This is a genomic window from Aureimonas jatrophae (assembly GCF_900104035.1).
GTDB classification, from domain to species: domain Bacteria; phylum Pseudomonadota; class Alphaproteobacteria; order Rhizobiales; family Rhizobiaceae; genus Aureimonas; species Aureimonas jatrophae.
Genome location: NZ_FNIT01000002.1, coordinates 230,745 through 245,490 on the forward strand (window position 1 = coordinate 230,745; position 14,746 = coordinate 245,490).

At 68.5% G+C, this 14,746-nt stretch carries 14 protein-coding genes; 13 read left to right on the top strand and 1 reads right to left on the bottom strand.

The window, feature by feature from the left end:
• The first annotated feature begins 128 nt into the window (after positions 1 to 128).
• The 13 genes from sctI (at position 129) to BLQ76_RS05585 (ending at position 12,141) form a co-directional block, all read left to right on the top strand.
• Entirely contained in the window at positions 129 to 617 is a 489-nt protein-coding gene (gene sctI / locus BLQ76_RS05525; RefSeq protein ID WP_090670192.1) for a type III secretion system inner rod subunit SctI, read from the top strand.
• Between the two features lie 2 nt (positions 618 to 619).
• Positions 620 to 1,441: a type III secretion system inner membrane ring lipoprotein SctJ gene (sctJ, locus tag BLQ76_RS05530; protein ID WP_090670195.1), complete on the top strand. Its 822-nt coding sequence runs from the start codon at positions 620 to 622 to the stop codon at positions 1,439 to 1,441.
• 8 nt (positions 1,442 to 1,449) lie between these two features.
• The gene (locus tag BLQ76_RS21995) at positions 1,450 to 2,193 is read left to right on the top strand and encodes a hypothetical protein (RefSeq protein ID WP_090670198.1); all 744 of its coding nucleotides are present in this window, start codon (positions 1,450 to 1,452) and stop codon (positions 2,191 to 2,193) included.
• On the top strand, positions 2,172 to 2,816 hold the full coding sequence (locus tag BLQ76_RS22000; RefSeq protein ID WP_090670201.1) for a hypothetical protein: 645 nt from the start codon (positions 2,172 to 2,174) through the stop codon (positions 2,814 to 2,816). The genes BLQ76_RS21995 and BLQ76_RS22000 overlap by 22 nt, the downstream gene beginning before the upstream one ends.
• Positions 2,813 to 4,195, top strand: a complete 1,383-nt coding sequence (gene sctN / locus BLQ76_RS05545) for a type III secretion system ATPase SctN (RefSeq protein WP_244519488.1) — start codon at positions 2,813 to 2,815, stop codon at positions 4,193 to 4,195. The genes BLQ76_RS22000 and sctN overlap by 4 nt, the downstream gene beginning before the upstream one ends.
• Before the next feature lie 30 nt (positions 4,196 to 4,225).
• A complete protein-coding gene (gene sctO / locus BLQ76_RS05550) occupies positions 4,226 to 4,705 on the top strand; it encodes a type III secretion system stalk subunit SctO (RefSeq protein WP_090670204.1) in 480 nt (159 codons plus the stop codon).
• Between the two features lie 10 nt (positions 4,706 to 4,715).
• Entirely contained in the window at positions 4,716 to 5,441 is a 726-nt protein-coding gene (locus BLQ76_RS05555; RefSeq protein WP_090670207.1) for a hypothetical protein, read from the top strand.
• Positions 5,438 to 6,532 carry a FliM/FliN family flagellar motor switch protein gene (locus tag BLQ76_RS05560; RefSeq protein WP_090670209.1) on the top strand — a complete coding sequence of 365 codons (1,095 nt, stop codon included), beginning with the start codon at positions 5,438 to 5,440 and terminating at the stop codon, positions 6,530 to 6,532. The genes BLQ76_RS05555 and BLQ76_RS05560 overlap by 4 nt, the downstream gene beginning before the upstream one ends.
• 22 nt (positions 6,533 to 6,554) lie before the next feature.
• A complete protein-coding gene (sctR, locus tag BLQ76_RS05565; protein ID WP_280140054.1) occupies positions 6,555 to 7,196 on the top strand; it encodes a type III secretion system export apparatus subunit SctR in 642 nt (213 codons plus the stop codon).
• An 18-nt stretch (positions 7,197 to 7,214) separates the two neighbouring features.
• Positions 7,215 to 7,481 carry a type III secretion system export apparatus subunit SctS gene (sctS, locus tag BLQ76_RS05570; protein WP_090670214.1) on the top strand — a complete coding sequence of 89 codons (267 nt, stop codon included), beginning with the start codon at positions 7,215 to 7,217 and terminating at the stop codon, positions 7,479 to 7,481.
• A 10-nt stretch (positions 7,482 to 7,491) separates the two neighbouring features.
• Entirely contained in the window at positions 7,492 to 8,430 is a 939-nt protein-coding gene (gene sctT, locus BLQ76_RS05575) for a type III secretion system export apparatus subunit SctT (protein ID WP_090670217.1), read from the top strand.
• Positions 8,427 to 9,551, top strand: a complete 1,125-nt coding sequence (gene sctU / locus BLQ76_RS05580; protein WP_090670219.1) for a type III secretion system export apparatus subunit SctU — start codon at positions 8,427 to 8,429, stop codon at positions 9,549 to 9,551. Before sctT ends, sctU begins: the two co-directional genes overlap by 4 nt.
• A 220-nt stretch (positions 9,552 to 9,771) precedes the next feature.
• On the top strand, positions 9,772 to 12,141 hold the full coding sequence (locus BLQ76_RS05585; RefSeq protein ID WP_170842487.1) for a secretin N-terminal domain-containing protein: 2,370 nt from the start codon (positions 9,772 to 9,774) through the stop codon (positions 12,139 to 12,141).
• Positions 12,142 to 12,296: 155 nt separating this feature from the next.
• On the opposite strand, the gene BLQ76_RS05590 is transcribed toward BLQ76_RS05585, so the two are convergent.
• Entirely contained in the window at positions 12,297 to 14,726 is a 2,430-nt protein-coding gene (locus tag BLQ76_RS05590) for a protein kinase domain-containing protein (protein WP_090670225.1), read from the bottom strand.
• Between the last annotated feature and the right edge of the window lie 20 nt (positions 14,727 to 14,746).

Below are 14,746 nucleotides of genomic sequence, written 5' to 3' on the forward strand. Positions count from 1 at the left end.
GTCGGATTTTGCCGGCGCCCTAACGGCCGCGATTTGGCTTTGCAATGATCGCGTGCATTTCGTAAGGTCACTTCAGACGCGGGACGGGTCAGGCCGCTCGTTGTCTTCCCACGGAGAGGGTTCGACCCATGGTGCTTCCGGTTGTTTCCACGGCCGCGGTCGCGACCCCGACGCCGCTCGCCTCGACGACGGCCCCGGTGCCGGCTGCCGACCGCGTGCAGCTCTTCGAGGACGCGATGCAGCGCCAGAACGGCGCCGTGGCCGCAACCGCGCCGGCGCCCGTGGTTTCGCAACCTCCGGTGGCGGCTACGGGGCAGGTCGACGCGGCCGGCGCTCTTGACCGGGCGCGTCAGGGTTTCGGGCTGCAAGGCGTGCCGGGCGCCGTTCCGCCGCCCGCCAGCGGCGACATGATCCTCGAGGGCATGCAGAAGCTGCGCGGTGTCTTCGACCGGAGCGAGGGCCGCGTCAGCGACGTGATGAGCCGCGGCAGCACCGATGCCGGCTCGCTCATGCAGATGCAGCTCGAGCTGACCAACTTCACGCTTCTCGTGGATCTCTCCTCGAAGCTCACCGGCAAGACCACCCAGGTCTTCGACACGCTGATGAAGGGTCAGTAAGGGTGCGGGGACGCCAGACCGCCCGCGCGGCGACCGGGCTCGCGCTCGGCGCGCTGCTCCTGCTCGCGGGCTGCAAGACCGACCTCTACACCAATCTCACCGAGTACGAGGCCAACCAGATGCTCGCCGTGATGATGGCGAACGGCATCTCGGCCGACAAGCAGGCCATCGGCGAGGGCTTCACCGTACTTGTCGAGAAGGACGACATGCTGCGCGCCATCGCGCTGCTCAACGACAAGGGCTTTCCGCGCAATACGCGCACCTCGATCGGGCAGGTGTTCCAGAAGTCCGGCATCATCTCGTCGCCCTTCGAGGAGCGCGTGCGCTACATCTACGCGCTCGGCGAGGAGGTCGCGCAGACCCTGTCGCAGATCGACGGCGTGGTGTCGGCGCGCGTCCATGTCGTGTTGCCCGAAGAGCCCCAGCTCGGTCAGCCCGTGCGCCCCTCCTCGGCGGCGGTCTTCATCAAGCACGAGCCCAACGTCGATCTCGAGTTCTTCGTGCCGCAGATCCGCCGTCTCGTGTCGAGCGCGATCGAGGGGCTCGACTACGCCGCCGTCACGGTCGTCCTCACCGAGGCGGCGCCGACCGAGGTGCAGCCCCTGCAGGTGGACGAGCGCATGGTCGAGATCCTGCCGGGCCTGTCGATCCGGCAGGCCGATGCCGGTCGGTTCTGGACGATCGCCTACGGCATCCTCGGCGTCGGCGGCCTTGCGCTCGCGGGCTGCGTGGCCGGCTTCGTCTACTACCTTCGCAAGCGTCCGCGCCGCGCCCGCGCCAAGACCGGTGTCGAGCCCGGCACCGCGCTGTTGGAGCCGTCCTGAGGCGATAGATGGCGGAGCGGGAGGGGGAAGAGCTTCAGGCGGGTCCGTGGGGGGACGAGCGGACGCAGGCGCGCCTGTTCCACTTCGGCTGCCGTCTGGCCGCCTCGCTGGCCCATCCGCTCGACGACGCCGACCCACTGCCGGGCTACTGGGGGCCGATGGCGGGCGTCGATGTTCTCGCGCTTGCCCGCCATCCCGACTTCGCCGCTCCGCTCGCGCACGCCGTTGCGCGCCGTCGGGCGGTTCCCGGCCTTGACGGCGCGCGTCTGGCGCACGTCGCCCACCGCGCCGGAGGGCGGTTCGCGCTTCTGATCGCCACGGCCCCGCGCGCCGAAGTCGCCGAGGTCTCGCGCCTTGTTTCGGCGGCGGTCTGGCACCGGCGCATCCTGCGCCTGGCGCTGCGGGCCGATCGTGCGCGCGTCCGGACGCTCCTGGGGGCGGAAAACTACAACGCCGCCACGCAGGAGGTTCCGACCCTGCACCCCTCGCTCGCCTTTCTGGACGCCGGCGACCCGTTCTGGGACCGCGCCTGCGGCCCGGACGAGGCGGACGGGGCGCGCGCGGTCGTGGAACACGGTTCGGGCATTCTTCTGGCCTGCACGCGCAACGCCGATCCGGCGCTCGCGGCGCTCGCCGCCGCCCGCCACGGCCTCGATCTCGACCTGGCCCCGCCGCTGCCCGAAGCCTTGGAGCAGCATCTCGTCAAGCTCGTGCGCCGGAGGGTCCCGTCGTGGTCGGCACTTATCGGCTAGCCGAGTTCGGCTTCCGTCTCGCCTCGGGCGCCCATCTTCTGCGCCGGGCTGACGTCGAGACGCTGGAGACGGCGGTCGCCCTTGTCGCCGCCGCCGAGCAGCGCGCGGCCGCGATCGAGGCGTCGGCAGCGGATGCCTTCGAGGCCGAGCGGCGGCGCGGCTACGAGGACGGGCTGGCGGCGGCGCGTCTGGAGGCGACGGAACGACTTCTGGCCGAGAGCCTGACGCTCGACCAGCGGCTCGATGAGGTCGAGGGCGAACTGGCGGATCTCGTGATGCAGGGCGTGCGCAAGCTCGTGGCCGAGTTCGACGAGCGCGCCAAGGCCGAGTCCATGATGCGGGCGGCGCTCGCGCAGATGCGGCGCGAGAAGAAGGCCGAGCTACGCGTTTCGCGCGCGCAGCTCGGCGAGCTTCGCGCCGTGGCCGAGCGCGTTCGTGCCGAGTTTCCCGAGCTGCAGCTCGTCGACGTCCTGGGGGACGACACGCTGCAAAGCCCCAACGTCGTGGTGGAAACCGCGATCGGGCGCGTTGAAGGCGATCTCGGCCGTGCGGTGGGCGACCTCGAGCGGGCGTTGCGCGGCGTTGGTGCGCTGCGCGCGCAGGCTCGGGAGGAGGCGCGATGATCCGCGCCGAGCTGACCGGCATGGCGGAACTCGCCGCCGAGCGCCGCGAGCGCATCGCGCGCCGGATCGGGGCGACGCCCGCACGCATCGCGACCGAGATCGCCCGCTTCCAGCCCTTCGGCGTGACGGGCCGCGTGCGCAAGGTGGTCGGAACGATCATCCACGCGGCGGTCGCCGAGATCCAGGTCGGAGAGATCGTGGAACTCGTGAACCGGCGCGCTGGCACGCGCCTGTATGCCGAGTGCGTCGGCTTCCTCGACGAGGAGGCGCTGCTGTCGCCGATCGGCGAGACGCAAGGCGTCAGCCCGCAGACCGAGGTCCACCGCACGGGCCGCGTCCAGCAGATCGGCGTCGGTCCCGGCCTCAAGGGACGCGTCCTCGACGGCATGGGCAACTTCGTGGACGGGCTCGACACGCCCTTCCAGCCGCTCGCCTACTATCCGGTCTATCAGGACCCGCCCGATCCCATGAAGCGGCGCGTCATCGACAAGCCGCTGCCGCTGGGGCTCCGGGCCCTCGACGGCATCCTCACCTGCGGCGAGGGGCAGCGCATGGGCATCTTCGCCGCCGCCGGCGGCGGCAAGTCGACGCTTCTCTCCATGCTGGTCAAGGGCGCCGACGTCGACGTCACGGTGCTCGCGCTGATCGGCGAGCGCGGCCGCGAGGTGCGCGAGTTCATCGAGCACGACCTTGGGCCGGACGGCCTCGCCAAGTCCGTGATCGTGGTGGCGACCTCCGACAAGAGTTCGATGGAGCGCGCCAAGGCGGCCTTCACCGCCACCGCCATCGCCGAATACTTCCGCGACCAGGGCCAGCGCGTCCTGTTCCTGATGGACTCCGTCACGCGCTTCGCGCGCGCCCAGCGCGAGATCGGGCTGGCCGCCGGCGAGCCGCCGACGCGGCGCGGCTTCCCGCCGTCGGTCTTCGCCAACCTGCCCAAGCTGATGGAGCGGGTCGGCATGAACGACAAGGGCTCGATCACCGCGCTCTACACCGTGCTGGTCGAGGGCGACGACATGAACGAGCCGGTGGCCGACGAGACGCGCTCGATCCTCGACGGCCACATCATCCTGTCGCGCAAGCTGGCCTCGGCCAACCATTATCCCGCGATCGACGTGCTGGCCTCCAAGAGCCGCGTCATGAACGCGGTGACGACGCGCGAGCACCGCCAGATGGCGAGCCGCATCAACCAGTGGCTCGCGACCTATGCCGACGTGGAGCTCCTGGTGAAGGTGGGCGAGTACAAGCGCGGCGCCGACCCCGACGCCGACCTGGCGATCTCCAAGTACAAGCACATCAACGCCTTCCTGCAGCAGGCGACCGACGAGTTCGACAGCTTCCAGAGCGTTCTCGACAAGCTCTCGGCGGTGACGCGATGACCGGAGCGCCACGATGATCGGGGGATCGCCATGATCGGGCAGATGAAGGTGCTCCTGCGGGTCAAGGATCTCAAGCAGGACCAGGCGTTCCGCGAACTGCAGCGCCGCCGTGCCGCGGTGAGGGAAGCGGAAGAAGAGACCCGGCAGGCCGAGGCCGCCGTCGCCGAGAGCCAGCGCACGATGGAGACGCGCGAGGACGCGATCTTTGCCGACATCCTCGGCCGCGTGGTGGATCTGGCCGAGATCGACGCGACGCACGGGCGCGTGGTCGCGCTCGTGCGCGAGCACACGGTGCTGACCGACACGCGCGAGCGCGCCGTCCACGTCGAGGCGCGCCTGCGCGACGAGGCCGAGACGCAGAGCGGCGTCTACCAGGCGGCCGTGAAGGTGCGCGACAAGTACACGATCCTCACCGACGACCTCGTTCAGGCGCGCGACGCCGAACGGGCCATGGCCGAGGAGATCGAGATCGAGGACATGTTCTCGCGTCCCCGCAAGCCGGTGTCCTGAGGAGCCGCCCATGACCCGCATCACGGGATTTGATACGGCGGCGACGGAGCGCCGCGAGAGCGCCGAGGCGCACCGGCGCGACGGCGAGCGCGATCTGACGGGCGGCCTGAAGCGCTTCCACACGACCGGCGAGAACCTCCAGTCCGGCACCGGTTTGGGCGACGGACGAAGCGGGGGCGAGGAGGGCGATCGCCTGCGCCGCTTCGGAGAGAGCCTGAAGCGTGCCGATGCGAACTCGAACGGCGACAGCGCTCCCGCGCTCGATCCCCGCCTCGTGGCGGTCGTTGAACCCGGACGCACCGTCGCCGCGTTGCCTGCCCTCGTCGATGGATCGGCGGAGCGGCGGGCCGACGCGTTGGCACAGAGCGAGCGCATCGCCCGCATGGTGGAAGGCGCGCTGCGAGCCGAGCTGTCGCCCGTCCCGGGACGCCCGCTTACCTTGAGCTTCGAGGCGCTGCGTCCCGGCGAAGCCGCCGGTGTGGTCACCGGCGTCTCGCTGACGTTGCAGGACGGACGGCTCGACGTGACGCTGAGCCGCCATCCCGACGAAACCCAGGACGCGCTGTTTCTTGCGGCCGCCCAGGCGCTGGCCGAGCGTCTCGGCCAGCGCTTCCCCAAGCGCATGGTACGCGTTCTGGAAGAGGCTGCCGGCGCGGCGGAGCGGGACGCAGCGGATGGCGTGCCGTCCCGCCCCAGCGTCTTCGATCTGTTCGCACAGCCCGGCCAGCGCTCGTGACGCTGTATCGACCCGACCAGTTCCTGGCGCCCGCCGACGGCGACGGCGGTCTCCTCCTGTGGAACCGCTTTGTGGCGCAGGCCGGAGAGGCGAGGCCGCTGGGCAGCGGCGGCGTCCGGCTGCGCTACGACCTGACGGATGCGCCGCCGCCGCAAAGCTGGTGCGTGCGCCTTCATCTGTCCACAGCGCTGGGCGGCGGCATGGCGTTGGTCTGCGCGCGCGCGTTTCCGTTTCGCGAGATCACGGGCGTCGAACTCGATGCGGCTGACCTCGGCGCCCTGCCGGCCGAGCTGCGCGGCGCGATCGTGCTCGGCATGCTGGGATCGCTTGGACGGGCAAGCGGTCTGGACGTCGAGACGCTTCCCCGGATCGGTGACGACGGTCCGTTGTCGGCGCTGGGCGAGCCGGGGCTCGAATGGCTCGCGGTGACGCTCCACGGGGTCGCGTCCTCGGAGGTCGCCGCCCATGTCGGGATGCGGCGGGGCGATCTCCTGCGCCTTCTCGCTAGGTCCGCCGACGGTCCCGTGTCGTCGGGGCCGCTTGCCGGGACCTTGGAGGTGCCGGTCGACCTGACGGCGGGCCGGATCGATCTCACGCTGCATGAGCTGCGCCGCATCGAGCCGGGTGACGTCGCGGTCCTGCCGGCCCTTCCGGCCGACCAGCTCCATCTGCGCGCCGGTCAGTTCCGCTTCGTGTTCACGCAAGCGGAAGGCGGCTGGACCTCGTCCGGCGCGCTTCCCATCCCGCGCCAGCGTCCGCGCACCCTGTTCGACGGTCTTGAAGCCGCCCAGCACCAGGAAGATCCCGCCATGTCCGACCAGCCCGCCGACGACGGGGCCACACCCGAAAGCCTGTCGATCGAGGACCTGACGCTCGGCGTCGACTTCGACCTCGGCCGCGTCGCCGTGCCCTTCTCGACGCTCCAGAGCTGGACCCGCGGAACCGTGGTGCCGCTTTCGCCGCCCTCCACCGAGCCGGGCGTCGCGGTCACGATCCGCATCAACGGCGATGCGGTGGGCACCGGCGACATCGTGCGGATCGACGACCGCATCGGCGTGCGCATCACGCGCCTGGCCGCGCCCACCCGCTGACTGGCAAGGCCGCACCCGCGTGATCGATCCGCTCAACCTCATCTTCATCGTCGCGGCGGCCGCGCTGTTTCCCTTCCTGGCGGTGGTGGCGACGAGCTTCATCAAGCTGTCGGTCGTGTTCCTGCTCGTACGCAACGCCATCGGCGTGCAGAACATCCCGCCCAACATGGCGCTGAACGCGCTCGCGATCATCCTGTCGGGCTACATCATGGCGCCCGTGGCGGTGGAGACGTTCAACATCCTGTCGGCCCAGCCGAGCCTCGACATGGGCTCGGCCGCCGGCATCCGCGCGGCCTACGACGCAGGCTCGGGACCGCTCACCGAGTTCCTGAACCGCCACGCCTCGATGCGCGAGAAGATGTTTTTCCTGGAGGCTGCCCGCTCGCTCTGGCCACCCGAGCTCGCGAGCCAGCTCACCGAGACCAGCATGGCCGTGGTCCTGCCCTCGTTCACGGTGACCCAGCTGCGCGAGGCCTTCGAGATCGGCTTCCTTCTCTACCTGCCCTTCATCGCGATCGACCTGATCGTCTCCAACATCCTGCTCGCGATGGGCATGATGATGGTGAGCCCGCTCACCATCTCGCTTCCCTTCAAGCTCTTCCTGTTCGTCATGATCGACGGCTGGTCGCGCCTGATCCTCGGCCTCGTGAAGAGCTATGTCTGACCTCGCGGAGACCGGCCGATGACCCCTGACGTCGCGCTGCAGCAGATCCAGGAGGCCATGCTCCTCGTCATGGTGCTCTCCATGCCGCCGATCATCGTGGCGTCCGTGGTGGGCATCCTCATCAGCCTTCTCCAGGCGCTCACGCAGATCCAGGAGCAGACCGTCTCCTTCGCGATCAAGCTGATCGCGGTGGCGGCGACGATCGCGGCCATGGCCGGTCTGCTCGGCTCCGAGATGGTGAACTTCTCGATCAAGCTCTTCGACGGCTTCCCGAGCATGACATGACGGGCCGGCCATGAACGGCGTCGCAGATATCGCCCGGCTCTACTTCTCGCTGTTCGACCGCGAGATCATCGCGCTGATCCTGACGCTGCCGCGCATCTACGCCTTTCTGCAGGTCTCGCAGCTCCTGGCCGATACCGCCGTGCCGCGCCTGCCCAAGACCGCCGCGATCCTCTCGCTCTCGGTGATCGCGGTTCCCATCAACTACGCCTATGTCGATGCCTTCGACCGGACCGTTCCCTCGTTCGCGCTGCTGATCGTCAAGGAATACGCGATCGGCTTCGTGCTCGGCTACATCGTGGGCTGGATCTTCTGGGCCGTTCAGTCGGCGGGCGCCTTCATCGACAACCAGCGGGGCGCGGCGATCGCGGCCTCGATCGACCCGCTGCAGGGGCACGAGACCTCGCCGCTCGGCATCCTCTTCTCCCAAGCCTTCCTGACCTACGTCTATACGACCGGCGCGATGCTGCCGATCCTCGGGCTCCTCTACCAGAGCTACGAGCTCTGGCCGGCCACGCGCGGCGTGCCGATCCTCAGTCCCGAATTCCCGACGCTGGCCCTCGCGGTCGCCGACAACGCGCTGCGCATCATGGTGATCATCGCAGGGCCCGTGGTAGCGGTCATGTTCCTGGCCGAGTTCGCGCTCGCCATGGTCAGTCGCTTTGCCCCGCAGGTGCAGGTCTTCATTCTCGCCATGCCGATCAAGAGCGCGCTCGCGATCCTGATCCTGATCTTCTACTTCTCGCGCCTGCTTCCCTACGGCGTCGAGCAGCTGGGAACCTTCCGTCCCTATATCGACCGCTTCTACGCGGTGATGCAGTTCTCCGGTTCGGCTCCCGTGCCGGCGGAGGGCGAGACGCGGCCGACGGAGCCGCGCGCCCGACCGATCGAGGTGCCGGCCGGACCACCGGCAGCTCCTTCCGTTCCCCCACCGCAGGAGGTCGTCCCATGAGCGAGGGCGGCGAGAAGACCGAACTCCCGACACCCAAGAAGGAGCGCGACGCCCGTGAGAAGGGGCAGGTCGCGCGCTCCCAGGAGGTCGTCACCACGATCTCGCTGCTCGCCGTCGTCGCCTATGTCTGGGTGCAGTGGGGCAACATCACGGAAGCCTTCGTCGGCATGTTCGACCAGATGGCGCAGCTCGCCACCGGCGACTTTCGCACGGTCGCATTGCCGGCGGTCTTCTACGCCTTCCGCGAGAGTGCCTTTCTGCTCCTGCCCGCACTCGGCGTCGTGATCCTGGCGGGCATCGCGGCGAACTACGTCCAGTTCGGCTCGCTCTTCTCGTTCCAGAGCATCTCGCCGAGCCTCGACAAGATCAGCCCCGCCGCCGGCTTCAAGCGCATCTTCTCGATGAAGCAGGTGATCGACCTCCTGAAATCGATCCTCAAGATCGTCTTCCTGTCGGTGCTCCTCTTCATCGTCCTGCGCGGGGCGATCGGGCCCTTCATGAACTCGCTCGAATGCGGCATCCCCTGCATCGCCGACGTCACCTCGACGATCCTGTTCCAAACGCTCGCCTATTCGGCGGTGGCCTTCATCATCGTGGCAGCCGCCGACTTCGCCTACCAGAAGCATTCCCACACCAAGAGCCTGATGATGTCGAAGGACGAGGTGAAGCGGGAGTACAAGGAAAGCGAGGGCGACCCGCACATCAAGGGCAAGCGCAAGCAGCTCGCCCACGAACTTGCCATGAGCGACGGTGGCGCGGCGGCACGAAAGGGGACGGCCCTGGTCGTGAACCCGACCCATTTCGCGGTCGTGCTGCACTACAAGGCGGGCGAAACGCCGTTGCCGACCGTGACCGCCAAGGGACAGAACGCGATCGCCGCGTTTCTGCGCCGCGAGGCCGAGGAGGCGGGCGTTCCGGTGTTCCGAAACGTCACGCTGGCGCGCGCGCTCTATGCCGACGCCGACCTCTACGAGCCCGTTCCCGACGAGCTGTTCGACGCGGTGGCCGAGGTTCTGGCCTGGGTTTCCCGGCACGAGGACACGCTCTATCGCCAGCGTCTGCCGCACGGCGTGATCGATATGGACGGTGGAGATCATCGAACAGACAAGAGAGTGTCTTGACTTCCGCAGCGCAGCATAACGGCCGTGACTTGCTTGCGCTCGACCCGCAGAAAACATGCGGCACCCGTGCAACGCTACGTCATCCTTGTTGATGACGGGGCGCGAGATGCTGGTACGAGCTGCTCGCGCTCTGATAGAAAGTTTCGACGTTCCGGCAAGGATCGGGTCCCGCATCCCCCTTCCGCCAGACTCGTATTTCTCTGGCGGAGGTGACGGACCTGTGAAGACTGCCCCGATACCTCCTCACCCCGCCGCCCCAGGCCGCGTCCTGACCGCCGTCTCCGGCCTTGCGCTTCTCGCTCTGACAGGATGCAACGGATCGGGCCTTGGCGCCGTCGAGGACGTGGCCGGGCCGAGCGGCCAGCCGCGCCTAGAGAACGGCGCGCCGGAACGGCGTGGCCCCGTGGTGGACGTGCGCGCGATCAACGCCGCGGGCGTCGCGCGCACGGCGCAGCCTTTCACCGGCTTTGTCGGACCGCAGCGCGTCGAGTACGCGCCCAACACCGTCCAGCTCACCCAGGACCTTAACGAGCTCAAGACCAGCAACACGACCGGCTTCGATCCCAACGAGCGCATCACCGTCGACTTCCAGAACGCCAGCGTCAACTTCGTCCTGCAGCAGTTGCTGGGCGGCGCCCTGGGTCTGAACTACGTGGCGCCCGACAACCTTCCCGGCACGATCACCTTCCGCACCGAGACCCCGATCCCCAAGAGCCGCGTCATCGACGTCGTGCGCGACCTCCTGGCCCGCAACGACCTCGTGATCCGCAACATCAACGGCGTCTACCATGTCGGCTCGGCGGCCGTGATCCAGGGTCTCGTCGCGAACGCCGCGATCGGTGCGGCGGGCGAGGACGTGACGCGCATCGTCAAGCTCGGCAAGGGCAATGCCGCGCAGGTCGTCCAGCTCGGCAACGCCCTGGTGCCGGGCGGCGTCGTGCTTCAGACCTCGTCCTCGCCCAACACCGTGGTGCTACGCGCCTCGCCCGACGACGCGGACGGCGTGGAGCGCCTCCTGCGCACCATCTCGCAGTCGGCGGTCGGCGACGGCACGGTGGCGATCCTGCCGCTCAGCCAGAGCGAGCCGACCGCCATCGCCGAGCGGGTGACCGCCTTCTACGCTTCGACGATCCGCGGCGACGAGCCGCCGGTCACGGTTCTGCCGCTCGAGGCGCAGCGCGCGCTGCTCGTGGGAACGCCCGACCCGCAGCAGATGAACGGCCTCCGCCTCCTGGTGCAGCAGCTCGATCGTTCCACCACCGACGTCTCGTCCCTGCGCGTCATTCCCCTCACGCATCTTCGCGCCGAGGAGATCGCGCCTCAGGTGAGCCGCGTCTTCGGTTCCGGCGTCGAGACGCCGGCCGGCAGCAACCGCGCCGAGCAACGCGCCGCGCTTACCGACGTGAAGCGCTCCAGCCCCAACAGCCGGCTCTTTCCGCGTGCGCGTCTGCCGGGCGCGGGCGAGGGGCCGTTGTCCGATGGCGATCTCGACACGGGAACCGGCACGACGCTGGCGCCTCCGCCGGCCATCGGCGTCTCGCCCGGACCAAGCGGCGTGGTGCAGGGGGACGGAACGACCGGGGGGCGCGTCGCCGCCGGCCAGGACGTGGAAGCCGGCGAGGGGGCCGCGATCCAGGGCGGCGGGGTCTCGCAGGGAACTACCCCCCAGGTCGCGCAGCCGACCGCCGGAGAGATCCGCATCGTTCCCGACACGCGCACCAACACGCTGCTCGTCTACTCGAGCTACCGCATCTACAACCAGATCCGCGAGATCGTTCAGGCGCTCGACGTGCCCGAAGCGCAGGTCGTGATCGAAGCGACCGTGATCGAGGTGGGTCTCAACGACCGGCTGGAGCGCGGCGTCCAGTTCTTCCTCGAGTCCAACGGCATCGGGGCGGGCTCGGGCATCCCCTCCGCCGTGTCCCCGACCAACGGCGGGATCGTCGGTTTCTCGGGCACGATCGGCAACATCAGCGTCAACGCCGTGCTGACGGCGCTGCGCGAGGTGACCAACGTCAAGGTCGTGTCCTCGCCCTACCTCACCGTTCTCAACAAGCGCACGGCGCGTCTCGTGATCGGCGACCAGATCCCGTTCGCCACCGCCACCCAGTCCTCCAACAACCTCGGCAACATCACGGTCACGCGCGAGATCCAGGTCGTGGACACGGGCGTCGTGATGGAGATCACCCCTCAGATCCACGCCAACAACTCGGTCGACCTGCAGATCAGCCAGTCCGTTTCGACCCCGGTCGGCAGCAGCCAGTCGCAGGACCTGACGCCCACCATCGCGACGCGCGACCTTCAGAGCCAGATCCTCGTCCAGTCGGGACGCACGGTGCTGCTCGGTGGACTGATCCAGGACCGCGTCGAGAATTCCCGCACCGATGTGCCGGTGGCCGCCGACCTGCCGGTGATCGGCAACCTGTTCCGTCAGAAGACCAAGGAAGCCCGGCGTAACGAGCTCCTCGTGCTCATCACGCCGCGCGTCACGCGCACCTCGAACGAACTCGAGAACATCACCCGCCTCCTGCGCTCGGCGCAGGTGGACGGCGGGGGCGTGCCGCGCGAGGCGATCGTGGTGAAGCCCTGAGGGTGAAGGCGCCGACTGCCAACCGGGAGTCGATCGCGCTGGACCTGTTTGCTCAATCCAGCGCGAGCGATGGGCGTCGCGGCGGCGGCCGTTCGGTTCCGGGGACAAGAGGCCGCCGCGCCCGGCAGCGCGGCAGGAGATCCACCCCTACAGCCCTACGATTGCCCTGTGGGGATGGCCGGCACCGGACCCTTGTGAAGGTCGATGCCTTCGCTGAGAGCCAGCGAGGCAGCCGAGATCGACTGCTTGTCGCCCGAACGCACGGCGGAGATCAGATCGTCTATCTCGCGTCGCAGGCTATTCCCTTGGGGTGCCGGGTTGGCCGGCACCCCAAGGGGGGACGGTGGATTGCTGGCTGCGAGCGGCGGTGCGGGTAGGCTGACCGAAGTACGGAAGGCGGGCGGGACGAAGGGCTGGGCTATGGCCTGACGCTTGGCATCAAGTTCCGCGCGCGCCAGATCGACGTTGGCCCGCGCCTGCGCGATGCGGTTCGGATCGTTCGAACGCAGCGCGTTGCGCATCTCGTTGACGGTGCCGATCAGCACCTTGCTCTCGTTGCTGACGACGCCGGCCTGACGGAGCGCCGGGTGCCTCAGTGCGGCGAAGGCGTCGAGCCGCTGGTCCGGCGAGCCGCGCATCAAATCGTTCATGAAGTTGATCGTCGCTGGGCTGGCGGCAAACGACGTGAACAGGGCGCCCGGCGCCACCGCACCGTTTACGCCGGGCTGGATCGCGTCGGCCGGCGATCCGGCGAAGGCGGCCAGCGCGTTCGGATCGACGTTCTGACCACTCATCATGTTGACCAGGGAAACGCCGGTCCCCCATATGTCCACCTTCTCGCTGATCGTGGCGGTGCTGGCGTTGCGACCCGCCGCCTCTCCGATCGCGTCGAACAGCATGTCACCCTCTTGATTCTGGATGCGTCCGTCGAGATGGGGCAGGATGTCGTTCTTGAGATCACGTTGCTGCGTCCCCTGTTCGCGCCTCAACTGCGTTTGGGCGACATCGAACTCGGGTGCCATGTAGGCGGGGGAGTCGATGGGGTTGGCCTGCGAGAGCGGTACCGACCGGCTGCCCGGCGCCAGCGTTCCGAAGTCGCTGAGCTTGACGGCCATGATGGGCAGGCCGTTGTCGGCTGTGCCCTGGCTTACCAGAAGCGTGTTGGCGTGCTTGCTGTCCGTGCTCGTCACGTTCTGCGTTTCGTGAAGGTGGTGCAGCCCAAGAAGCATCTCGTGAGCCACCGTCAGCGTCATGGTCTCGACGTCGGCGTCGCTGACCTGTCCGCTCTGCACGTTCATGCCTGGGCTCGCACGGATGCTCGGGTCGTTCATGGCGTTCTGAAGGTCGTCCACCGACCCACCGTCTGCATATTCGAGGAGGATGCCGATGTTGCCGTCCGGCAACTCCATCGCGCCGACCATCCGAAGGACGTTGTCGTGCCCGCTGCCCTCCGCGCGTAGGTGGTTCTCGATCTCCGTGCGCGCGGCCTGCCGGGCCTTGTTCATGTGCTCGGGCGTCGGCGACAGCGTCTGGTCCGAGTTCTCGTTGCGAACGATCGGAACCTTCATGATGAGCTGGGCGCCGCCCGGCTCCCGCATGGTCAGGATATGGCCGAAGCCGCCGGCCGTGACGTAGTTCTGCGGCGAAAAGGTCTTGTCGCCCTGCGTGAACGCTGGGATCGTGAACGTTATGTCCTGTTCAACGCCGTTGTTGTCCCGAAACCTCGGGCCTTTGACCTGCGTCTCGCTTCCGGGTACCGCCCGTACGCCGCACGCCTCGGCGCCGACGATGTCAACCGCCTCGTTGGCCAGCGCGCCGATCTGGTCGGCCGTCAAACCATGGCCGGGCATGATGCGGTCTAGTTCGGCCCGGACCTCGCTCGCGACGCCCTCCTTCAGGTCTCCGCGCGAGCGCAGCATCAAGGACATCTGGTCGGCCCGGTCGGGATGCTGCGCGGCGAAGCCGCCCCTTAGCGCGTCCGCCAGATCGGCCCCCGTGGGCTGGCGACCGGCGACAAGCGCAGCGCGTAGCGCGTCGGCCCCCTCCCGGATCGCTGCAGCACCGATGTCGGAGATCCTTGCGCCTTTGGGCTCCGAGGCTGCGGCGTGAAGGGTCTGGGCGGCGCCGCGCACCACGGCCAGACGGTCGAGCGTCGGCATCGAGGCCGCTAGATCAGCCGCCCGCAGCGCCGAGCCGTTGCCCTCGACATGCGCGGTCAGCGCCTTGAAGAGTTCATCGATGCCGCGCTGGGGAAGGGTCGACGATCCGCCCATCGTCCCGGGCTGCAGCGCGCGCTCGAGAAGCTTTTGGACGCCCTCGCGCCCGAGCGCCTGCTTCGTGGTGAAGTGCGAGGCTGAGGCGCCGGTCTGGCCCCGCAGGCCGGCCATGGCCTGGCTGGTCTTGTCGCGGATGAGATGGCGCGTCGAAGTGCCGGACTTGGCGTAGAGCGTGATCTCTCCGGTCCTGCTGTCCTGCCGGCCATAGATATTCTTGCGATCATCCGCGGCTTTGGACAGGAAGTTCTGGGCTTCCTGTATGGTGCTGGTCGAGACGTTGAGCGTCGCGCCGCTGCGAATCTGGCTCATAGGAAACACCTTGCGTTGAG